Raw genomic sequence first — 24,752 nt, 5'->3', positions numbered from 1 at the left:
GACTGTTGCATAAACATTAATAAATTCTATAAAAATATGTTTAAAAATATCAATAATTAAAAAAACTCATATACATGACGCGTTGTATGCAAATTTATGTATTAGGAATATTAAAGCAAACTGTAGTAGTCTTATATAAAACTGAATATATTAAAACAATTAAACATATATTATAGAATTTTATGAGGTTTTAGCAACAATCTTCTATGTACTGTTATACCTATGCTAATAATTTAAACTGCATCTTTAACGAAATTTTACTATGGAGCAACATCTCTAGTGAACATCCAATATTCATAAAAACTGTAGGAGAACTCACAAAAAAGAATTTACCTAAAGAAATAATAGATGATTTAATGCATGTAAATAAGGTATTTTCTATGCTAAAGCAAAAAGCTGCTATGCTTATGAAAACCCCATTTAATTACAACACATATTTTAAACTTAAGGAACTTTTAAATGAATTCCTTTTACACGACATGCATTTTATAGAATTACTTTCAAGGATACGTTCTTATGGAAAAGAAGATAAAGTATGGCAAACTTTATTAGAACACATAACTCATGAACAAAAATTTATGTATCAGTTAATCTCTAATTTAAATAATCAAATTCTATAATTTAATGCATTAAAAAGATACATCTTGAAATAGAAAATACTCACATTTCAAGATGTATCTTTTATAATATAAATAATAATTATACTAATTGTATTTTATTTTAGAATTAGTTCTCCATTTTTATCTATATAATTTATTCTCTTGCCAAATTGAACTTTGGCAACACCTTGTTCAAATACTCCCGCTTCTTGAAATTTAGGTTCTATTGCAAAATTTCCTTTCATGTCTATATATCCCCATTTTCCTTGTACCTCTACGGATATTAGTCCTTCACCAACAGCTCCTACATTGTCATATTTTACTTCAACTACTTCTTCTCCTTCTTTATTTATAAAACCATATTTATCTCCAATAGCTACTGCAGCAAAGCCCTCATAGAAGTCATCTGACCAATGATACTTTGAAGATATTACCATTTCTCCACTTTTGTTAACAAATCCATATTTATTATTATATTCAACCGCAGCCAAGCCTTCACTGAAGTCATTTGCTGTATAATACTTAGGCTGGATTATTACTTTTCCTGTTTTATCAATGTAACCAAAATCATTTCCTATTTGAGCTAAAGCTAAACCTTCGCTAAATCCATGAGCACAATTATATTCAGCTTGTATTATCATATTTCCTTCATTATTTATATATCCTAGTTTACCACCAGATTGAACTAGGGCTAATCCCTCACTAAAATCAAAAGCATCTAAAAACTCTGGTTCTACTACCATTTCACCATTTTTATTTATATATCCCCATTTATATCCTAATTGTACCGCTGCTAATCCTTCAGAAAAATCCATAGCTTCTTTATATTTAGGCTCTATAACCACATTACCTTTAATATCTACGTATCCTTTTTTACCTTGTGATTCCACTGTAGCTAAGCCTTCGCTAAACTCATAAACTTCATCATATTCAGGTTTAACCACATATTTTCCTTCTCTATTTATAAAACCGTAATAATCTCCCATAGCTACTATAGCCAAATTTTCCTGAAAATCTTCTGCATAATCAAATTTGGTTTCTATACATATTTGTCCTTTATTATCCATAAATCCATATTTACGTCCTATTTGTATGGGATAAAGTATTTTATTCGCTTCCATATTAAATTCTCCCTCTCTACTTATCAAATAAGCCTCCTGTTTTCTTGTTTCTTATGGCTTTTCTAGCTCCACCTATATTTTTTTGTGGTCTTAAGCCATTTATGCCTTGAGATCCTTTTTTCTTTTTCTCCTCTATTAATTTTTTCATCATTTCAATATTTTTATTTTCCACTTTATTTTTCATCTTATTCTCCTTTGTATAACTAAGCTTTATAAATACCGTTCATTTTAACATTATACTATCTATTTTTGGTATATTCCACATCAATTATTACTTTTATTATTTCCAAATTAACTATCTTTAATTAGGTTCATGTTAAGGCTATAAATTAATCCTTTTAATCCACTAAGATAACCATAAGATATTTTAAGTTCTTCTATAAAATCATCTATTACTTATAATAAAAAACTATATACCAAGCATTACTTTTGCAACAGAAAAATATACTATAAGTGATGCTGCATCCACTATAGTTGTTATCAAAGGACTTGCCATAATAGCAGGATCTAATTTAAGTTTTTTAGCTAATATTGGTAAAACAGCTCCTACTATTTTAGCTAAAACTACTGTAAACACAAGTGTTAAACAAACAGTAACAGATATATTTAAGGACACTTTTTCTATAAAATATAGTCTTAGGAAATTTATAAATGATAAAATTACCCCAACTATCAAACTTACTCTAAATTCCTTCCAAATTACCTTTAATGTATCCTTACCTTTTATTTCTCCTAATGCAATACTTCTTATAACTAAAGTTGCAGATTGAGAACCTGCATTTCCACCAGTATCCATAAGCATAGGTATAAATGCAGTTAAAATAACAACAGATTGAAGTACATCCTCAAATCGTTTTATTATTCCCCCAGTAAAAGTAGCGGATACCATAAGTATAATAAGCCACATAAGCCTATTTTTAGCAAGTTTCCAAACTCCAGTGTTTAAGTATTCCTCTTCTGAAGGAGCCATAGCTGCCATTTTCTGAAAGTCTTCCGTATTTTCCTGTTCAATGACATCCACTATGTCATCTACTGTAATAATACCCGTAAGCCTACCTTCAGAATCAACTACTGGCACTGCTATTAAATCGTATTTTTTAAATACATGTGCTACTTCCTCTTGGTCGTCATTAGTATGCACATATACTATATCTTTTTTCATAATATCTTTAATTTCTAAACTATCATCACTTAAAATTAAATTTCTTAAAGATATTATACCTTCTAGTTTTCTCTCCTCTCCTATTACATAACAGGTATATATAGTTTCCTTATTTACCCCTGTAGCTTTTATATGCTCTATAGCCTTTCTAACTGTCATATCTTTTTTTAAATCTACATATTCTATAGTCATTAAGCTTCCTGCTGAATTATCTGGGTAATTTAAAAATTCATTTATAAGCTTTCTTTCTTCCACATTAGAATATTTTAAAATCTTTTTTACCACTTTTGCTGGCATCTCTTCTAAAAGGTCAATCATGTCGTCAAAATAAATTTCATGCATTATATACTCTAATTCCTTATCTGTAATAGAAGATATTAACTTTTCTTGAAAATCACTGCTAGTATAATTAAATACATCTATTGCTAAATTTTTTGGAAGAGTCCTAAATAAAATTATAGCTTCTGCTATATCCAGTTGTTCCATTATTTCTCCAATGTGAACTGAGTTAAGATTTACCATCTTCTCTCTTACATCAGCATATTTCTTTTCTTTCATAAGTTCTAATATTTTTTCTACATTATTATTCACAGGTATCAGCTCCTTTTTAGAGCCATGCCTTTAATAGTTATGGCTCTTCTTATTTTATTTTTTACAATCCGTCCCTGTCCAGGATCTGTATCCATAACTATCACCTTCTCCTACATAAATTTCAAAATTTCATTTACAAAAAAATAAAACCTAGTTTGCTCCAGTAGGGAACCCTAAGTTTCGCTTACATATTCTCCATATTGAAATTCTATCACATTAAATAGCTATTATCAACTCTAGCATATTATAAAACGACTATTTTTATAAAAATATATTTATATTAAAAGTAATATACTAATTTGTTGATTGTTTACTATAATTTATTAACTATTCACTACAGATATCTGTTTGTAAGAATAATTTAATTTGTTATTGAATTTTTTTTATTAATCTATTAGTCTATTAATTAAGAAGTAATACAATATATAATTATAAACGTTAAACCTTAGGAAATCTTTTTACAAATAGCAAATAGAAACTGTATAGATTAAAAATCAAAAAAATCAGTAATATTGAATTGAGAAAATCCTAACTAGAAAAATATAAGTGTTTTTTTAATATATTCAACTTTCCCAGTTAAAAAATAAAAATATAAAATTTAAAGTGAAGAATAACGCTCTTTTAGAAACTAACTATAATTTGAAATTTACAGGTAAGTAATAGGTAATAGCTCTACAAATTCCTATTTTACATTCTAAATTTTAAATTAAAAACTATATTTGAATTTCCTTTATTCATATAATGTATAGATTGAATTTTATGTGCTAAAGTTGAGTTAATTATAAATTTAAATATAAAAAATAAATAAGTCTATAACAGTTATTTAACTGACTATAAACTTAATTATACAAGGAGTGATACTTATGAAAATATATTCATGGAATGTAAATGGCTTAAGGGCTATTATGAAAAAAAATTTCTTAGAATTTATACAAGGATATAATCCTGATATACTATGCATTCAAGAAACTAAACTTCAAGAAAAAGATTTAAACGAAAACCTTAAAAATATAGAAGGATACCACTCATATTTTTCTTTTGCAGAAAAAAAAGGTTATAGCGGAGTAGCTACTTACACTAAAGTTAAACCTATTTCCGTTAAACATGGCATAGGTATAGAGGAATTCGACAGTGAAGGAAGAATTTTAATTACTGAATTTCAAGAATTCACTCTTCTAAACATATATTTTCCTAATGGTCAAATGAATGAAGAAAGATTAGATTACAAAATGAGATTTTATGATGCTATTTTGGATTATTGTAATGAAGAAGTATCCAGTGGCAAAAAGCTTATTGTATGTGGGGACTACAATACAGCTCATACCCCTATGGATATAAAAAATGCCAAAGCTAATGAAAAAACTTCGGGATTCTTACCTATAGAAAGAGCTTGGATAGATAAATTTATATCCAATGGCTACACAGATACCTTTAGATATTTAAATCCTAAAGAAGTGAAATACTCCTGGTGGAGCTATAGATTCAAAGCAAGAGAAAGAAACACTGGTTGGAGAATTGACTATCACTTTGTTTCAAATAATTTTATAAACAATATAAAAAATGCAGAAATATTAAATGAAGTTATAGGATCAGATCACTGCCCAATAACTATAGAATTGTAATATTTATTTGTAAAACTTCGCTATATACAGGAACCTAAAAATTATTATCCATAGGTCTAGCTACATTATATCAAATCTTATAAAATACGAGAACGTATATAACAGTAGCTAGACATGGTATAAAATTTCTTTATTATTAAAAATTTTTCTAAATCTCTTGTGAATTTTCAAATTGGCTTACATATAAATTATAGTAATATCCTTGTTTTTCAATAAGACTTTGATGATTTCCCTTTTCAACTATTTGTCCGTCCTTAACTACCATTATAATATCAGCATCACGAATAGTGCTGAGTCTATGTGCAATTATAAAACTGGTTCTTCCATTCATAAGTTTTAACATAGCTTCTTGTATATGCAGCTCTGTTCGTGTGTCTACATTACTAGTAGCTTCATCCAATATGAGTATAGAAGGTTTAGCTAAAATAGCTCTAGCTATTGCTAGTAGTTGCCTTTGCCCTACACTTAAATTTCCTCCACTTTCTGATAATATGGTTTCATACCCTTCTGGAAGCTTGTTTATAAATACATGGGCATTAGCCATCTTGGCAGCAGCTTCTATTTCCTCATCTGTAGCATCTAGCCTTCCATATCTTATATTTTCTTTTATAGTACCTGAAAATAAATATGTGTCTTGAAGTACTATACCAAATATTTTCCTTAAACTATCCCTAGTATAATTTCTTATATCCTTACCATCAATTAAAATCCTTCCCCTATTTACATCATAAAATCTTGTGAGTAAATTTATAATAGTAGTTTTTCCAGCACCTGTAGGCCCTACTAATGCTACTGTAGTTCCTTTTTCAGCTTTAAAACTCACATTTTTAAGTATATTTTCATTAGTTTTGTATCCAAAAGTTACATTTTCAAATACTACATTGCCTTTAGATTCTCTTAATTCTTCGGCTCCTTTTATGTCTTCTATTTCCTCTTTTTCATCTAAAATTTCAAAAACTCTCTCTGCACTGGCAACAGAAGATTGAAGTGTATTAAATATGTTAGCGACTTCATTTAAAGGTCTTGCAAACTGTCTTGAATAACTTAAAAAACTCGCTATAATACCCACTGTTATTATATTTTTTACTGCTAACATTCCTCCCACGCTAGCTACTACTGCAAAACCTAAATTGTTTATAACATTCATCATAGGCATAATAAATCCAGACCAAACTTGAGCCTTTATCCCAACTTGGCATAAATTACTATTTATTTCATCAAATTCTTCTATTATCTTATCTTCTCTATTAAACCCTTTAACTACTTGAATTCCTGATATAGTTTCTTCTATTTCACCGTTAAGTTTTCCCAGTATATTCTGTTGCTCTTTAAATAGCACTTTAGTCCTTTTAGCTATGCTTTTGGTAACTAAAAATACCAGTGGTATAGTTATAATACTGGCTAATGTCAATATTGGACTTAGATAAATCATCATTATAAAAGATCCTAAAATAGCTATTCCACTTGCCATAAGTTGAGTAGTAGCTTGGGATATAGTTGTACTTACATTATCAATATCATTAGATAATCTACTCATAATTTCTCCATGAGTATGGACATCAAAAAATGTTACTGGTAACTTTTGTAGCTTATTAAAAAGACCTTTTCGTAAACTAAATACTATTCTCTGTGATACTCCTGCCATAAGCCATCTCTGAAAAAAATTCATAAATCCATCTATAATATATGCTAATAAAAGCGTACCTATAATTATTTTAAGCATTCCAAACTCTACTGCACCTTTTCCTTTAGACATAGAATCTATTGATTTTCCTATAAGATATGGTACTGCCAATGTTAACGCTGAGCTAATTAATATAAAAATAAATATTATTATAAGTAATTTTTTTTCTTTTCCAAAATATTGCCACAGTCTCCTCAAGGTCCCCTTAAAATTCTTAGGCTTTTTCACAGGTACACCTCTATTAGCCCCCCTAAACCTTGGCCTCCCAATACCTCCTCTAGTACTACCAAGCCCTGCTAAATTTTCATTTGACTCCTTATAGCTATTTTCACCTTTTTCTTCCGCCATTCAAAGTACCCCCTATTTCGTTAACACTCACTACATTACAAAATTATAACATTATTCTTCTCCATTATTTCTACATTTTTCGGGTGGTGCCTGGCACCTTAATATCTCTTTATATACATTACAATTCTCCATAAGTTCCTTATGTTTACCTATACCTACTATTTTTCCATTATCCATAACAATTATTTTATCAGCACCCATTACAGATGTAATTCTTTGAGCGATTATTATGCATGTCAATTCTTTTGAATACTCCCTTAAAGCTTCTTTTATTTTTTTCTCCGTATTCATGTCTACCGCACTAGTACAATCATCTAATATCAGTATTCTAGGCTTTTTTATTAATGCCCTTGCAATTGCAATACGCTGCTTTTGTCCCCCAGAAAGATTAACTCCACCTTGTCCTAATACAGTGTTATATTTTTTAGGGAAAGATGAAATAAACTCGTGAGCCTGAGCTACTACAGCTGCCTTTTCTACCTCTTGTATACTAGCATCTTCTTTTCCCCAACTTATATTATCTATAATAGTACCCGAAAATAACATCGTACTTTGAGGTACTATTCCTATTCTTTCTCTTAGTTTTTTAATATTTAATTTTCTTATATCCACTTCATCTATAGTAATTTCTCCAGATGTAGCTTCATAGAAAGCATCCAGTAAGTTTATAAGTGTGCTCTTACCTGCTCCTGTAGATCCTATTATTCCAACTGTTTCTCCTGACATGCATTTAAATGTAATATTATCTAGTACAGGCTCTTTTAATTTATCATTATAAGAGAAACACACATGTTTAAATTCAATGTTACCTTGAAAATTTTTTAATTCCACATCATGTAACTCTTCATTCAAATTTTTTTCTTTAAATATTTCCTCTATACGTTCTGCAGAAGCTTTAGCCCTGACAAACATTACAAAAACAAAGGATATCATCATCAGAGAAAATAGTATTTGTGTCATATAATTAGTAAAAGCTATTATCTGTCCTACATACATATTTCCCCTATTGACTTTAATCCCTCCAAACCAAAGTACTGCTACTATGCCCACATTTACAATAAATGTAATCATAGGCATAAATATAGCCATAACCCTCATAGCACTAGTAGATACATCTGTAAATTCCTCATTGGTTATTTCAAACCTTTTTCTTTCATATTGAAATCTATTAAAAGCCTTAACAACTCTTACTCCTGATAAATATTCTCTTATAACACTATTTAACTTATCTAAAGCCTTTTGAACCTTTCTAAAAAAAGGATATCCTATTTTCATATTTGCAAATATGATTACCACTATAAAAGGCACTATTAAGAATAATACCACTGACATCCTAGGATTAATAATTACAGCCATTATAATGCTCCCTATACAAAGTAATGGTGCCTTAACAAAAATTCTCATCATACCATGTACAAAATTTTGTACTTGAGTTACATCATTGGTCAATCTAGTCACAAGAGAGGCTGTTTCAAATTTATCAATGCTACTAAAGGAAAAACTATGTATTTTTTTAAAAAGATCACCTCTTAGTTCAGCTCCAAATTTTTGAGATACATTACTAGATATTATATTTCTGCTTACCGCTGCTACAGCTCCTAATAATGTCACTGCCAACATTATTAGCCCTCCCTTTATAACATAATCCATTCTTCTTTCCGCTACCCCTATATCAACTATTTTTGACATAATTGTTGGCTGTAGTAGATCACATACTGCTTCAAAGGTTAAAAATACTACTGCTGTAAAAAATGATTTCCAATATTTTTTTGTATATTTTTTAAAAAAATCCATGATTTTTCCCCCAAACAAACTCTTCCTTCAATACTTAATTTATAAAATATATTTTACATACAAAATTTATAAATGTATTATATCATACGGATAAAAAAAGCCAAACACCCCTTATATTAGTGTCTGACTTTTTTCGCGTTACTTCGGTAGGTGCCTGGCACCCTATTTTAATGTTTTAAAATCATATCCTAATGATTTTAAATGATTAATTATTTGTTGCAGTGAACTAGCAGTAGTTTCTTTTCCGTAGGTATCGTGCATTAATACAACCACTCTGTCTGGCTTATAATTTTCTGTAATTTCACCTCTTACACGTGCTGCCAATTGTTCTGGAGTTCTTCTTCTCCCTTCTGCATCACCTGACAAGGTATTCCAGTCTATATAGGCATAATTCTTATCATTCATTATTTTGTCTATACCTTCTGTACCCTTCCATGACATGTGTCCACCTGGAAATCTTATTATTCTAGTATGAAAGTCCTCTCCTAAAATTGATTTCATCATCCTTTCATTTTTATCTACTTCATTCATAAAATTATTAGTATTTACAATTCTTCTTGGGTACAAATATTTATAATTATGGGAATATGTGTGATTTCCAATAGCATGTCCTTCCTGTACAGTCCTTTTTAGTATTTCTTTAGCTCTATCAGAAGTTTCTAACGAACTTCCTACTATAAAAAATGTTGCTTTTAAATTATTTTCTTTTAATATATCCAATATTTTAGGTGTCACTGTTGTAGATGGTCCATCATCAAAAGTTAAAAATGCTATTTTCTTTCCGTCTATATGTGGTTTACCCTCTTTGAGAGCATACTCTACTTTTTTTGCATCATATGCATATTCATTTCCCTCTACTGTGACATTTGCTCCTTTTAATATATCTTCTGGATTATTTTTTTTAATTTCTTTATTTTTAATCTCTTCTTCTGTTGGATATTGTTTATTTGCATTTTTATCCTTAGAACTTTTTTTATTATTGCTTTTTTCAGATAAAACCTGTACATTTGATTTCTTGGATTTTTTATTTAAAACGGATTTAGTTAAATAAACTCCCGTAGTAACTATCATAAGTACACCTACTGCTAATAGTATCCTTCTTCTCTTAAATTTTTTACTATTATTTTTTCGTATTCTTCTATTTACCATTGTATATGCCTCCTACAACTTGTCCTCTTGATATATATATTATAATACTTTATGCTTGAATTTGTTACAAAAGTCTATAATTTGGTTAAAATTTGGTTACATTATAATTTTTTTCACAAGTTATAGTTTAAATTACTAATTTTATCCTAAATCTTTAAAATCAATAAAATTATAAAAAGCACTTTCACATTTGAATGTGCCCTTAATTTGGGACAATTTATTCAAAGTATGAATAGTGCTTTTTATTGATATTTAATTACATACAAAATCTATTTTTCTAATGCTCCAAAAGCATTTATATACATTTGTTTTATTTCACTTATTAATGGATACCTAGGGTTAGCTCCTGTACATTGATCATCAAAAGCCTGCTCTGACATATCATCTAATGTAAAATAGAACTTTTCTTCTGAAACTCCCGCTTCTTTTATAGACATTGGTATATTAATCTTTGCTTTTAATTCATCTATAGCTTTTATTAATAATATAACTTTTTCATCTGCTGTTTTTCCACCTAATCCTAAATAATCAGCAATTCTTGCATATCTATCCTTGGCATTTGGATATTTATATTGTGGAAATGCAGCTTGTTTTCTTGGATCATCTACAGCATTGAATTTTATAACTTCATTTATAAGTAATGCATTGGCAATTCCGTGTGGCACATGGTGTGCTGCTCCTAATTTATGTGCCATAGAGTGACATACACCTAAGAATGCATTTGCAAATGCCATGCCCGCAATTGTTGAAGCATGAGCCATTTTTTCTCTAGCTTCTACATTAGTTGTTCCTTCATTATAAGCAAGTGGTAAGTATTCAAATATTAATCTTATAGCTTCTAATGCCATTCCATTAGTATAATCTGAAGCAAGCACTGATACATAACCTTCTAAAGCGTGAGTTAATGCATCTATACCTGATGCTGCTGTCAATCCTTTTGGCATGCCCATCATAAGTTCCGCATCAACTATTGCCATATCTGGAGTTAATTCGTAATCCGCAAGAGGATATTTAATTCCTGTTTTTTCATCAGTTATAACTGCAAATGGAGTAACCTCTGAACCAGTTCCTGCAGATGTAGCAGCACATATAAGAGTTGCTTTTTCACCCATAGTAGGGAATTTGTAAATTCTCTTTCTTATATCCATAAATCTCATAGCTAAATCTTCGAATTTTACTTCTGGATGCTCATATAATACCCACATAATCTTAGCAGCATCCATTGCTGAACCACCACCAAGAGCTATTATAGTATCTGGATTATAGCTTAACATTTCCTGTGCACCCTTTTTAGCTACTGCAAGCGTTGGATCTGGTTCTACATCCGTAAATATTTTATAATCAACACCTACTTCATCAAGTACTGACGTTATTTTATCTACATATCCTAATTGGTAAAGCACTTTATCTGTTACTATAAATGCCTTCTTTTTATTTAAATCTTTTAATTCTTTTAGTGCAACTCCAAGACTACCATATTTAAAATAAACTTTTTCTGGAACTCTAAACCAAAGCATATTTTCTCTCCTTTCAGCTACGTTCTTTATATTCAATAAATGTTTAGGACCTACATTTTCTGATACAGAGTTTCCACCCCAAGATCCGCAGCCTAAAGTTAAAGATGGTGCTAATTTAAAGTTATATATATCTCCTATAGCACCTTGTGATGAAGGCATATTAACTATAGTTCTACCAGTTTTCATTACTGTACTAAATTTTTCAATCTTTTCTTTTCCTTTCATGGCGTCTACATATAATGATGAAGTATGTCCAAATCCACCTAATTCTACTAGTCTTTCAGCCTTTACCAAAGCATCATCAAAGTTTTTAGCTTTATACATTCCAAGTACCGGTGATAGTTTTTCATGTGAAAATGCTTCTTCAAGTTCTACAGATTTTACTTCCCCTATAAGTACCTTAGCAGTTTCTGGCACATTAACTCCAGCCATCTCAGCTATTTTATATGCTGGCTGACCAACTATATTAGCATTTAAATTTCCGTTTATTAATATTACTTTTCTTACCTTTTCTACTTCATCACCTTTAAGTATGTACGCTCCTCTATCCAAAAACTCTTTTCTTACCTTATCATATATTGAACTAAGTACTATTACTGATTGCTCAGAAGCACATATTACTCCATTATCGAATGTTTTTGAAAGAAGTATTGAATTTACTGCCATTTTTATATCTGCAGTTTCATCTATTATCGCTGGAGTATTACCTGCTCCAACTCCTATTGCTGGTTTTCCAGAAGAATAAGCAGCTTTAACCATTCCTGGGCCACCTGTAGCTAGTGTTATATCCGCTTCCCTCATTATAACCTGTGAAAGTTCAATTGAAGGTTCATCTATCCATCCAATTATTCCTTCTGGTGCTCCCGCTTTAACTGCTGCATCTAATACAATTTTAGCAGCTGCTATAGTTGATTTTTTCGCTCTTGGGTGTGGTGAGAAGATTATTCCATTTCTTGTTTTTAAAGCTATTAATGCCTTGAATATTGCAGTAGATGTAGGATTAGTTGTTGGAACTACTGCTGCAATCACACCTATAGGTTCTGCAATTTTAGTTATTCCAAAAGCATTATCCTTTTCTATAACTCCACAAGTTTTTTCATCTTTATATTTGTTATATATATATTCTGAAGCAAAATGATTTTTAATTACCTTATCTTCAACAATACCCATACCTGTTTCTTCTACTGCCATTTTAGCAAGCTTAATTCTATTGATATTTGCCGCCATAGCTGCACTTCTAAATATTTCATCTACTTGTTCCTGACTTAATTTTGCAAATTCCTTTTGAGCCTTTTTCACTTCTAACATTCTTTGCATTAATTCTTCAACATTAGTTACCTTCATTAAAAACACCTCTTTCAAAACATTCTTTAAATTATATTAATTTAAAATATTTTCTCTAGACATATTATTTTTTACAATCTAATTATCCAACATTGTTTGTTAAATGTCAATCATAGTTTGATAATTTTTTTGTATTTTTTATGCTTTTTTTAATATTTTCATAAGTAAATATTTTTAAATTCAATCACATTGATATTGAAAACCTTTACTTATATAAATCTTCTAACATACTGCAAAGCCTAGTATTTATTTAACATCAAGAAAAAAAATTTATTTTAAAATAACATTTTATTCAACTCTTCGTTGTAAAAGCTAAACAAAAACACGTCTGGTTAAATTATTAACAATATCAATCTTTTATATTTGCTTTTTAGTGTATTATCTTTAATTTTATACTATATCTTTGCCTATTTTTAATATATTTTAACATTGTTAATACATTTAAGAAATATTATTAGCAATATTATTTCTTAATCACTCTTACATCCTAAGTTAATATTTTAAAATAAAAAGTATCTGCAATTCACATCATTGCAGATACTTTTCATTTAAATTATATTTATGATTATCCCACAAAAGTATTACATTACTTGAATTATAAAATTTCTTCGGAATGACTTGCATAAGAAGCAAAGGAACTATTAAAATTTAATTTTAGAAATTCTTCTTTTAGACAGATAAAATTATCGTAAGCCTGTCAACGCCAGGCTAGCGAACCTGAAGCAGTACGCCCAATATGAGCGTTAGATAATTTTATATGGCTAAAACATTAGAATTTCTTATATTAAATTTATTGTTCCGAGCTCTTTGAAGGATAAATTTCATAATTCCACCACATTGTACCTTTTTTGATTTAATCATATTTATATAATTAGCTTAAACCACATTTTAAGATACATAATACATTGAAATTTTTTCAGCATATATTTCTTCTCCTACATTGTAAGAAAAAAGATCCACAAAGAAATCTTTAATAGCTGTAAAAAATCCTTTAATAGCCGATCCTATTTTGCTAAAAAAACCTTGAGCTTCTTCACTGTTCAATTTATCCTTTAATGATTTGCTTACTCCATTTAATTGATCTTTCAATTGACTAAAATCTAAATTTAAGCCATTTATCTTCTTCATCAAAGCAGTTATACTCTCTATATCCTCATCGCTTAATTTTTGACCATAGTTATTAGTTATGTTTACTACTATTTTTTTTATTTCTTCTTCTGTTTTAGGTTTTTTCTTAATAACATCTTTCTTAACTTCATTCATTAATTTAGCAGCTTCATCTTTTCCAATTTTGTCACCTAGTTTACCAGTTTCAACTAATTCTTCATTAGCCACTTTCTTTTTATTTTCATCAATTTTTTTACCGCCACTACTATTTTCAAATCCTTTTAATATACCTGTAAGTGCCGCTGTACCTGACACCTTAAATGGGGCTCCTACTTTAACATTGGCATTTTTTATACCTGCTGTTATTAATGCATTTTTTATCATACTTTCTGTAACCCAAGATATATTATTTACTGAAATATTCAAGCCATCTTTGCTTGTGGGCTCTACATAAGAACATGATATGGCCTTTGTACCTATTTGCTCCTTAGAAGCTACCTGTCCTAAATATTTAACCTCTTCTTCATTGGTAACTTCTATTACATTTGCATCTCCTTTATTAACGCCAAAATATTTAAGCATGTCTTCTTTTTGTTTTGCGCTTAAATCAGCTCCCAACGTAACAACTTTAAAAGAATCTGCATAAGCATTTTTTGCTGGGAAAGCTGTTGCTACAGACATAATCATTAATGCTACTAATAATCTACTTATAATTCTCTTAACTTTCATTTTCATCTTTAGGGAGAAAGTCTATTATAAATATCCCTCTCCTCTAAAGTTCACCTCCCTCTATAATCTTTAAATTTATTACTATACATGAAAAAGTGCCACTGCTTGCCATATATATACAGCACATTATATTTCATTTATATAATATCCTATATATTATTTGTATTCAACAATACCTATTTAAATTATCAATATTTTAATATTTAAACAAAAAGAGTAGCTATCCGCTACTCTACTGCATAACTATCAAAATATCCTTGAATTAATACTATTGGAGTTCCCTTATCTCCACTACCACTGGTTAAGTCACATAAACTTCCCAAAAGGTCTGTAAGCTGTCTTGGAGTTGTTCCTAATTTTTCTCCTTCAGAACTTTCATTTTTTGTCTTCTCCATAATTTTCTTTTTCATTGCTTCCGCCATGTCTTTAGAATTTAAATTTTTAAGCTCATTGTCTGCAATATACTTTAACTTTATCTCATTTGGTGTACCTTTAAGCCCATTTGTATATCCAGGAGATACCACTGGGTCTGCCAACTCCCATATTTTGCCTACTGGATCTTTAAAAGCTCCATCACCATAGACCATTACCTCTACATTTTTACCTGTTTTTTCTTTTATTCCTCTTTGAATATCTTCTACAGTTTTTCTGCAATCCTTAGGAAATAACTTTACTGTAGTATCAGTAGCTAAATTAGAACCTAATAAGCCATAATCTGGATTAAATCCACTTCCATTGATAGAACTATTTAATATTTCATCTATTCCATATACATTTTTAGCTCCAGCCTGCTTTAATAATCTTTTAGTCCTATTTCTCTCGTGTATATTAGCAACTAAAACTTCTTTAGTGTATTTTAATGCTACCCTCGGGTCATTAGCAAGGATTATTTCTATATTATTATTTACAGCAATATTTTTATACATTTCCACATAATCAATTCCTGTAAATGGATGAGTAACCTTGTCCCCAAATAATTTTCTATACTTCTCTTCTGTTAAAACATCAGTATATGGATTAACTCCCAACTCGTCCATTTTATCTACATCCATTAAATGATTTCCAACTTCATCAGATGGATAGTTTAAAAATAAATATATTTTCTTGCCGCTAGCTGCTAGACCTTTTAATATCAAAGAAAATCTATTTCTACTAAGTATTGGGAAAACAACTGCAAAATCCCCTTTAAATTTTTTATTTATATCCTCAGCAATATCTTCAACAGAAGCATAGTTTCCTTGTGCCCTTGCAACTAAGGATTCTGTAACTCCTATTATATCTCTATCATTAATGCTAAATTTTTCAGTCTCCATAGCTCTTATAATTGATTCTACTACAATATTAACTAAATCATCACCTTGTTTTACTATAGGAGCTCTTACCCCTCTCACTGTAGTGCCTACTGCTCTTGTCATATAAACATCTCCCTTTTTTAAAATATCGTACATCTGAAACCACATATCACCTGTGGAATAACTACTTTCTCAAAGTAGTATACAAACATTCACAGTATAATATTATTAAATGTACGTAATTTTACTATCACAATGATATTATAGCACCTATAGCACAAATTTAGTAGGCTTATAAAAAAATTTAGCTATATCTTCCTTTTATATTAATTAAAAAACATATGTATTCTACATAATTCGGGTGGTGCCAGGCACCATTTTAGACAATGTTATTGTTTTTCTGGTTCATTATATTCAACTCCAAAAGTATCGACAGTTACTTTTTTCATTTTTTCCTCTTTAATAGGCTTATCTTTGCCATCTCTCTCAACTGAAACTATTCTATCTACTTCTTCCATACCTTCTATTACTTTGCCAAAAGCTGCATACTCTCCATCTAAATGAGGAGCTTCTTTTACCATTATAAAGAATTGTGAACCTGCTGAATCTGGTCTGCTGGATCTAGCCATAGATATTATTCCTCTTTCATGCTTTAAATCATTTTTATAGCCATTGGAACTAAATTCACCCTTTATTGCATAACCTGGGCCACCGGTTCCAACACCTTCTGGATCTCCTCCTTATATCATAAATTCTGGAATTACTCTGTGGAAAATCACCCCATCATAAAATCCCTTATTAACTAAAGAAATAAAGTTTCTTACAGTATTAGGTGCTATTTCTGGATATAATTCTATTTTTATTTTATTTCCATTGTCCATTTCTATAGTTACCAATGGATTTTTATCCCCTGGCTTCTTTTCTGTATTGATTTGTTTACTCTCTTCTTTTTTCTCCCCTTGTTTCTCTATGTTTTTATTAGCTTTAGAACAACCTGCAGCCAAAATAGCAATAGCACAGATTAATGTAGCTACTATATATTTCCCAAATTTCTTATTTAACATTAAAAAAAACTCCTTTCAATACATCTTTTTCGTACTTATATTTCTTATTATTAATAAACTGTTTTAAAAAACAGTTATGAATATAATACTATTTTAAGTCTATTAAAATATATATTTGTGTATCTCTGCATATTTATGTTTATATTCATTCATCTATAAAATTCTCTTATATTGTTTTATTTTTAGTCATAATTATATGTCCTCTTATTTACAGTTTAAGCCATATATCTATAAATCAATAGAATTTATTTTAATTACAAGAGACTTAATCTATAGTCTTTTAGACATTTAGTTAGCCCATCTCTAGTAGAAGTAAATTTTATACCATATTTCTCTATTTTTTTTGTATTTAATCGTATATCTCTAGGAAAATCTTTATATTTTTCTTCATCTTTTATAAGTATCTCATTCACTCTATTACTCAATCCCATTTCCGTTAATATATATTTTACTACTTCATATCTGCTCATAGAATTATAGCTTCCCATATGGTAGGTATCATACGGTAATTGGAATACTCTTTTAAAATTTTCTACCATTTCAAAAACATAAGTCATACCTCTGAATTCATTTGCAGATGCATATATTTTTTCTCCTTTTAGTAAAGAAACCACTGTTTCCCAAAGTATGTTTGATGAAATGCTTAAATTTTTTTCTGGCATACCAAACAACCATGTAAATCTTACTATCCACAATTCATCTATTATATCCTTTAACAACCTTTCTGCTTCTAATTTATTTTTACCATACACAGTATTTGGCACTGGTCTATGTCCTTCATCATAAGGCCCATTTTCTATATTTCCATTAAATACTTGTTCAGAACTTATAAATACAAGTTTTGCTCCTACCTCTTTACACGCCTTAGCCACATTAACAGCTCCATCTACATTTATTTTTTGAGCTATTTCTGGATGCTCATTACAAAAGTCCGTAACTGCTATAGCTGCAGCATGTATAACATAATCTGGTTTAAACTCTTTAAAAACCTGCATTACTTTTATATCATCTGTTATATCTAAATCCTCTCTTCCTGTAGACAATATTTTATATTCATTTTTATATCTTTCATAAAATCTTGTACAAAAAAATCCATGTCCTCCAGTTAATAATATCTTTTTCACTGAACACTCACCTACCTATTATTTTTTATTTATTTTGTGATTATCCTACAAAAAATATTAAATTACTTGAATTATGAAAACAACTAAAAAATATACTTTATTCACCAATTTTCTATTGATAGTTTTCATAAAGAACATTACTTCGTATAAAAATTATAGCATATAGTTAATTATGCTTTAATAGTAAACTTATAAAATTATAGTTCCAAAACATAAACAAAGTTCTAAGTTCAAATGAAATTTTAACTTCATCTGAAACTTAGAACTTGTTATAAATAGACTTATCTACTCTTATTAACCTATTTGATAAAAGAAACTCATTAAAAGCTTTCTATTAATACAACGAACTTGCAATTTGTGTTTTTATTCTTTTCACAGGAATTATAGCTAAAATTACAACAGCTATTATAGCCTCTGGAAGTAAATACGTTCCATTATATAATATGGAGTAAACCCATACATTTTGACCTTCTGCAGCCGAAGAAAAGAAAACAACTCCTGATAACACGTGACATATGAATCTTAACCCTATGCCCACTAATCCACCAATAAAAATATTATTTTTAAAATATCCTGCAAAGCCTAAAACTCCAAAAGCTAAAACATAGTCTAGTATAAGCTGTACTGGATGTACCACATATGGTCCTAAAATTAAATCAATTACGCCAAATATCACTCCTGCTAAACATCCCACTTTAGTACCATAAATATAAGCTATGAATATAATAGGAATCATGGAACCTAAAGTTACAGAACCTCCCATAGGCATTTTCATTATCCTAAACATTTTTAGTACAGTGGCTATAGCCACAGCCATAGATACATGAAGCATAATTTTTGTAGTTAATTTAGCTTTATTCATATGTATAATTACTGCAATTAAAATTATTATGGCTATTATGCTTATGTATATAACTGGATCTGAAGAAACTGTACTCAAAGCTTCCCCAAACTTTGGAGATTTAAATTTAAAATTAAACCAATTCATTAATAATTCCTCCTTCTATATTTTATTTTAACCTAATAAGTATTATTTAAATAAAATTCATTTATTATTATAATTTTAGATTAAATACTAATAACTTCATATATAACATAAAAAAATAAATACTGCTGAAAAACAGTATTTACTAACAATATCATATGCTGCTTTCCTACGCTGGCATTATCCAGATCAGGTATAAGGGATAGGATTAGCAAAATCCATCTCAGCTTTTAAGCACCCCTAGCACTCTATTCAAATTTCGATTTAATTATACACCATCTATAGTCATAATACAAATATGCTCAAAATCAAATTTACAAATTAACGTTAGAACTATTTTCTTTTGATATTTAACTTTCCTTGTAGTAATTTAATCAATGGTACTGCAATTAATATCCCTACAGTAACCTGTCCTATATTATTTGGAATACTTGCAAGTCCTAAAGCTAAAGCTTCACTATAAGTATCAACCTTAAACAATACAAATTTAACTAAAATTATCTTTGCTACAAAATATCCAAATACCATCCATGCACCTGCTACTACAAAGGCAAATATATTATTGATCATATTTTTACCTTCGTAATTTCCCCTATATGCAATTGTTGTAGCAATCAATGCCATTATGCCTTTTATTACAAACGTAAAAGGTACATAATATGCATAGCCAGATAATAAATCCGCCAAACTCATTCCTATAGCAGATGTTATAGCTCCTTTTTTTCTTCCGAATAAAATAGCTGCAAAGAATATCATACTATCTCCTAAATGGTCATATCCAATACCCATTACTGTTGGAATTTTTATAGACATAGTTGCTACACATATTATTGCAGTCATAAGAGCCATTTGTGTAAGTTCAATTGCCTTTGAACTACTGGTTTCATTTCTTACAATATTTTGTTTCATTACAGTTCCCCCCAATACTATATTTTAACTATAAGCTTTCTATATACTTACATAATATAATAAATAATTGGCAAAGGAAAATGTATGGATACGCTTTTTTCAATTATTAAAAGTTTTACATTATAAAAGTCTTATAATAATGTACTATTATATTTTTTCTTTTTATTTTTTCGTATTTGATAAAGACCTCTGTGAAATAATAAAAATTATCCAAATCATAATACCAATTAAACTAATAAATTGAGCAACTCTTATATTTCCTATCATAAGACTGTCCGTCCTTAACCCTTCAATTAAAAATCTTCCTATAGAATATAAACCAATGTATGTGAAAAATACTACTCCATTTTTTTTGCTTTTTCTTAATAAAATCATCAATATTAAAAATATTAGTAAATCCCATATAGATTCATACAAAAATGTAGGATGATAATATATCCTCTCTATATTCATACCTTTTTGGATAAACTCAGGAAATTGCTTTATAAAATCATAGCTAACAGGTCCGCCATGTGCTTCTCCATTAAAAAAATTTCCCCATCTACCTATAGATTGAGCCAATATAACAGATGGAAACGCTACATCCGCAAATTTAATAAAACTAATTTTTTTTCTTTTTGTGTATATTAATGCAGCAACTACTGAAAAAATAATTCCTCCATGGATAGCAAGTCCACCTTGCCTTATATTAAATGCATCCATAAGATTATTTTTGTAGCTTTCAAATTCAAATAATACATAATATAGCCTGGCCCCTATAATAGCTAATGGAAAAGTAATAAGAACCATATCTAGCAAGTTATCATAATCTATATTTCTCCATTTACAATTAACCTTTGCCACTAACAGCCCTATTATAATTCCAATGGATATTAGTATTCCATACCACCTTATATCAAAACCTAAAATTGAAAATGCAACTGGATTCATAATTTCACATCCTTTCTTTTCTCAATTCTATAATATTTTATATAAATTTTCTACACAAAATAACAAAGTTCATCATTTAATTGTAGCATCTGTGATACTATCTGCAATAAAATCTAATCATTTGATCTATATGTCATATCAAATAATACTTATTAATGTATTAAATTTTTTAACATACTAAATCTCTTCATACATTAATTACTAGTATGTTAACTTGTTAAACTCTTAAAAAAGAGACTATAATTTTGAATTAAACTCAATTCACCATATAGTCTCTCTTTTTATTAATAGATATCCAAAATTAGCATAAATTTATTCTGTAATTTTGAGATTTTTACATATTCTTCATAATAGTGTTTAAATTTTTAAGTGTTTACTTAGAAATTGCTTATACAGATATTTAGCTTAATCCTAATTTTCTTCTCTTATTCACAATATGTTCCTCTATATTATTTGCTACTTCTATAGGATTATCTCCAAGAGCAACCTTACCTCCAGTTATTTCCTCCACATCTTCAGTCAATAGTTTCACAAGTTTAGGAGCTCCTGTCATAAATGGCACTGGTGATAAATGAGTATATGCACCATAAGCCACTGCAAATATTCCATCTATAGTAGCCTTTTGCTCCATCCATTCTGGAGCAGTCACTGCTATTGGAAGCTCTGATATATCTAAATCCATATGGTCTGCAAGCGCAGTTACAAGCATTGATATTCTTCCAGTATCTGTACAAGTTCCAAAGCTTAATACTGGAGGAATTTTCAAAAGGTTGCAAACTTCTTTTAATCCTTCTCCAGCTATATTATTAGCTGCTTCTAAAGTGCAAAGCCCAGCCACCTCTAATGCGTGATTTCCGCAGCCTCCAGCAACTACTAATATATCTTTTTTAATTAATTCCTTTGTAAGATTCACTGTATTCCAATCCTGAGGCCCATTTCTCAATGTTGAACAATTCGCTAACGCTACTACCCCTTTAATTTTACCAGCAGCAATTACGTCTACTAATGGATCAAGTTTATTTCCAAGGGCTTTTAAGACCGCTTCAGTAGAGAATCCTGCAATAGCCTTTTGAGTAATTTTAGGAACCATTGGTTTAACTTTATCTTTACGCTTTTTAAAATTTTCTATTGCTAAATCAATAAGTTTATCTGCCATAGCATCCACTTTTTCAGGATCATATGGAATCTTATGCTGTAAACCTGGTAAATCTATAATAGTGCTTATGCTCACTAGCGTTGCCTGGTATTTTTCAGCATAGTGGTCTATAGCTGGTGGTGAACAGTTTTCTTCCATAGCAAGAACATCCACTGTGCCTGTAGCTAAAAGTGGCTCTATAGTTAACCAGTTACCCATCAACCCTACAAAAACATCGTCTACTTCAAATCTCTGTAGTAATTCTTGCCCTGTTTCAATAGAACCTACTACTCTAAGCCCTTTTGCCCCCGCTGCTCGAGCCTTTTCTTGAACTTCAGTCATTTTAGCTTTTTGTATTGTAGCCGCTCCACCCCAAGGTTGGTGTCCATTAAATACTATATTTACATACTCTGGCTCCATAATACCTAAGTCTACATTTACCTCATGTGGCATAGGTGTTCCGAATAAAATATCTTGCACCATTTCAAGCCCAATTTGTGAATTATATATAGTAGCTATTCCTAAACGCAAAGCTTTCGCTGCTAAGGATTTGTAACTTCCATCTACATTGGTTAAACAACTAGCCACACAGTTTTGCTCCTCGTGAACTGTCCCAGCAGGATATATATTTAATTTTCTCCAAACCTCTTTTCTTTTTTTTGGAGCAAATGCTTCTACCATAAGGTTTTTTTGCTCTGTATCTACTTTCTGCTGGTCTTCTAGTAATTCTGCTAATTGTATAGCCATTTTGTTTATGTCTCCACTTACTTCAATTCCTAGTTTTTCACACATCCATTTTAATTTATCCGTATCTTTAATTGTAAATGGTGTCTTTCCTTCTCCTGTAGCCTTCAATGTACGAAAAGCTTCATAAGCATGATGACTATATGTACCTGCACCCATTATGTTTTTTAATAAGAAATTTCTCATAGCCATAGCATCTGGCCCAATGCCACATACACCTTTATCCTGTCCGCTTTTTTCACTTATTCTACATGGTCCTTGAGAACATAACTGACAACTTAATCCCTGTAGACAAAATTTACAACGAATCTTTTCCTGTAGTGTCCATCTATCAAATACATTGGACATCCCATCTTCTCTTATACGTTTTAACATTTCTTCAACTGAATCATGATAACTTACACGACCTTCTGTTTTTTCTAATATATCTTTATTCATAATTTATTATAGCTTTATAAAATCTATAAAAATATAAATAACATATACATATTAAAACTATAGATTTTATTCATACACATAATCCCTTAAACAAAGATTACATTTAACTATGATTAGTGTACATAATAGCATATACAATGCTATACCATCAGCCAATGGTGCGTTGTCACCTCCCTCATAAAACAAAACTTTATTAATTATATCTACAATATATCTACAATATATTTTCAATTTTATTCTATGTATTTAAAGATTACTTATACATCAATATATTATTATTTTTTTATCCATAAATATTTAAAGCAAATAACTCTAGCACACAAAAATTAACTTAATGCATTCTAGAGTTATATAATTATTTATAAAATTTTTATTATTAATGATACTTTTATAGTAAATCCTATTAATTAAAATATTTAATCTTTGTATTTTCATATTTAATTCCAGCAGATGCAAAACTTATCGCTGCTGAAAAAAGAGAAATTCCCAATGTAATATAAAAAGTTCCTAAGTACAGTGATGGTATAATATTAGCTCTTTTTAAAGAAATACCAGCAGTTATCATAAATGCCATGATAATAAAACCTTTAGTATCAAAAAATGAGAAAATATGTTGACTTTGCACATATACGAAGATAGTTAGTTTCAATATATAAAAGATATGTAAAACCTTTATTCTCCCACTCCAAAATCAGTATTATTATATAGAACCTCTATATTAGGATTTTCCTCTAAAAATGAATACTTATCTTTAAACCACTTAACAAGTTGTTCATCTCTTTCTATTCTAGATGAATTAGGAGTAAAAATATTTATTGTAGCATGAGAAAAATACTTTAAAGCAATTTCTATATCTTTTTCAATCATTTCCTTAGTCTGACCTTTTATTCCTACCATTAAACAAGGTGATTGAAAATATTTTTTAACCTCTTCTGGAGATACAAACTTAGCATTTTTATTTAACACTATATTTCTAAAATTATAATCAAAAGTTTCCACTCCTATTTTAAAAACTATTGGTATTTTAAAAAATTCTCTCATTTCATCTAATCTATTTCTATAACACCAATGACTTTCCAAAAATAATTTTTCTATATTTTTTTCTTTAATAATTTGTAATATTCTCTGTAAAGTTTCCTTTGGTATCTCAAAACAGCTTCCTGAATTTATTATCTCTAAAACCTTGTACTTTCCTGTAACTTTTTCAAGTACTTCTAAATTTAATTTATTTATTTCCCCTTCTGATTCTGAATTATCTAGTATATAATCACAAAAGGTACACTTACCCCATATACAAGGAAATCCTTTTAATAATACAATTTCTCTTTTATTTTTATTTTCAATAATACTATATCTATCCACTG

Annotated in this window: 18 protein-coding genes, 1 pseudogene and 1 riboswitch; of the genes and pseudogenes, 2 read left to right on the top strand and 17 right to left on the bottom strand. The window is 29.4% G+C overall.

Features of this window, described 5'->3' with window-relative positions:
* Nucleotides 1-206: 206 nt before the first annotated feature.
* Nucleotides 207-620, top strand: coding sequence for a DUF2935 domain-containing protein (locus C1715_RS10450; RefSeq protein WP_102400428.1), 414 nt, complete (start codon nt 207-209; stop codon nt 618-620).
* Nucleotides 621-715: 95 nt separating this feature from the next.
* Here C1715_RS10450 and C1715_RS10445 read toward each other — a convergent pair whose 3' ends face one another.
* From C1715_RS10445 to mgtE, 3 genes are all read right to left on the bottom strand, one after another.
* Complete coding sequence (locus tag C1715_RS10445; protein ID WP_479724086.1) at nt 716-1,747, bottom strand: WG repeat-containing protein; 1,032 nt, start codon at nt 1,745-1,747, stop codon at nt 716-718.
* On the bottom strand, nt 1,737-1,904 hold the full coding sequence (locus tag C1715_RS19410) for a hypothetical protein (RefSeq protein WP_180964173.1): 168 nt from the start codon (nt 1,902-1,904) through the stop codon (nt 1,737-1,739). The genes C1715_RS10445 and C1715_RS19410 overlap by 11 nt, the downstream gene beginning before the upstream one ends.
* 225 nt (nt 1,905-2,129) lie before the next feature.
* The gene (gene mgtE / locus C1715_RS10440; RefSeq protein ID WP_278320103.1) at nt 2,130-3,473 is read right to left on the bottom strand and encodes a magnesium transporter; all 1,344 of its coding nucleotides are present in this window, start codon (nt 3,471-3,473) and stop codon (nt 2,130-2,132) included.
* An 863-nt stretch (nt 3,474-4,336) separates the two neighbouring features.
* Here mgtE and C1715_RS10435 point away from each other — a divergent pair.
* A complete protein-coding gene (locus tag C1715_RS10435) occupies nt 4,337-5,095 on the top strand; it encodes an exodeoxyribonuclease III (RefSeq protein WP_102400427.1) in 759 nt (252 codons plus the stop codon).
* 148 nt (nt 5,096-5,243) lie between these two features.
* Here the strand turns inward: C1715_RS10435 and C1715_RS10430 are convergent, their stop codons facing one another.
* From C1715_RS10430 to C1715_RS10370, 14 genes and pseudogenes are all read right to left on the bottom strand, one after another.
* On the bottom strand, nt 5,244-7,127 hold the full coding sequence (locus tag C1715_RS10430) for an ABC transporter ATP-binding protein (protein WP_102400426.1): 1,884 nt from the start codon (nt 7,125-7,127) through the stop codon (nt 5,244-5,246).
* Nucleotides 7,128-7,178: 51 nt separating this feature from the next.
* Complete coding sequence (locus C1715_RS10425) at nt 7,179-8,921, bottom strand: ABC transporter ATP-binding protein (protein WP_102400425.1); 1,743 nt, start codon at nt 8,919-8,921, stop codon at nt 7,179-7,181.
* 162 nt (nt 8,922-9,083) lie between these two features.
* Nucleotides 9,084-10,070, bottom strand: coding sequence for a polysaccharide deacetylase family protein (locus C1715_RS10420; RefSeq protein ID WP_102400424.1), 987 nt, complete (start codon nt 10,068-10,070; stop codon nt 9,084-9,086).
* A 269-nt stretch (nt 10,071-10,339) separates the two neighbouring features.
* Complete coding sequence (adhE, locus tag C1715_RS10415) at nt 10,340-12,931, bottom strand: bifunctional acetaldehyde-CoA/alcohol dehydrogenase (RefSeq protein WP_102400423.1); 2,592 nt, start codon at nt 12,929-12,931, stop codon at nt 10,340-10,342.
* 888 nt (nt 12,932-13,819) lie between these two features.
* Entirely contained in the window at nt 13,820-14,767 is a 948-nt protein-coding gene (locus C1715_RS10410) for a DUF1002 domain-containing protein (RefSeq protein ID WP_102401927.1), read from the bottom strand.
* Between the two features lie 227 nt (nt 14,768-14,994).
* A complete protein-coding gene (locus C1715_RS10405; protein WP_102400422.1) occupies nt 14,995-16,182 on the bottom strand; it encodes a coenzyme F420-0:L-glutamate ligase in 1,188 nt (395 codons plus the stop codon).
* A gap of 266 nt (nt 16,183-16,448) precedes the next feature.
* Nucleotides 16,449-16,940 (bottom strand): annotated as a pseudogene (locus tag C1715_RS10400) (peptidylprolyl isomerase).
* A 437-nt stretch (nt 16,941-17,377) separates the two neighbouring features.
* Nucleotides 17,378-18,247, bottom strand: a complete 870-nt coding sequence (locus C1715_RS10395) for an SDR family oxidoreductase (RefSeq protein WP_102400421.1) — start codon at nt 18,245-18,247, stop codon at nt 17,378-17,380.
* A gap of 334 nt (nt 18,248-18,581) precedes the next feature.
* Complete coding sequence (gene thiT / locus C1715_RS10390) at nt 18,582-19,235, bottom strand: energy-coupled thiamine transporter ThiT (protein ID WP_051931604.1); 654 nt, start codon at nt 19,233-19,235, stop codon at nt 18,582-18,584.
* Nucleotides 19,236-19,381: 146 nt separating this feature from the next.
* A riboswitch (TPP riboswitch) is annotated at nt 19,382-19,484 on the bottom strand.
* An 81-nt stretch (nt 19,485-19,565) separates the two neighbouring features.
* Nucleotides 19,566-20,141 carry an ECF transporter S component gene (locus tag C1715_RS10385; protein ID WP_035291016.1) on the bottom strand — a complete coding sequence of 192 codons (576 nt, stop codon included), beginning with the start codon at nt 20,139-20,141 and terminating at the stop codon, nt 19,566-19,568.
* Nucleotides 20,142-20,303: 162 nt separating this feature from the next.
* Entirely contained in the window at nt 20,304-21,071 is a 768-nt protein-coding gene (gene lgt, locus C1715_RS10380) for a prolipoprotein diacylglyceryl transferase (RefSeq protein ID WP_102400420.1), read from the bottom strand.
* Between the two features lie 400 nt (nt 21,072-21,471).
* Nucleotides 21,472-23,388: an anaerobic carbon-monoxide dehydrogenase catalytic subunit gene (cooS, locus tag C1715_RS10375; RefSeq protein WP_035291018.1), complete on the bottom strand. Its 1,917-nt coding sequence runs from the start codon at nt 23,386-23,388 to the stop codon at nt 21,472-21,474.
* A 403-nt stretch (nt 23,389-23,791) separates the two neighbouring features.
* Complete coding sequence (locus tag C1715_RS19405; protein ID WP_207654972.1) at nt 23,792-23,962, bottom strand: hypothetical protein; 171 nt, start codon at nt 23,960-23,962, stop codon at nt 23,792-23,794.
* 98 nt (nt 23,963-24,060) lie between these two features.
* Nucleotides 24,061-24,750 (bottom strand): radical SAM protein, encoded by a 690-nt coding sequence (locus C1715_RS10370; RefSeq protein WP_102400419.1) that lies wholly within the window; start codon nt 24,748-24,750, stop codon nt 24,061-24,063.
* Nucleotides 24,751-24,752: the final 2 nt, after the last annotated feature.

Origin of the sequence: Haloimpatiens massiliensis (genome assembly GCF_900184255.1) — a bacterium.
Lineage (GTDB): Bacteria > Bacillota > Clostridia > Clostridiales > Clostridiaceae > Haloimpatiens > Haloimpatiens massiliensis.
The sequence above is the reverse complement of the archived record's forward strand: the minus strand, read 5'-3'. Positions and strand labels throughout refer to the sequence as shown.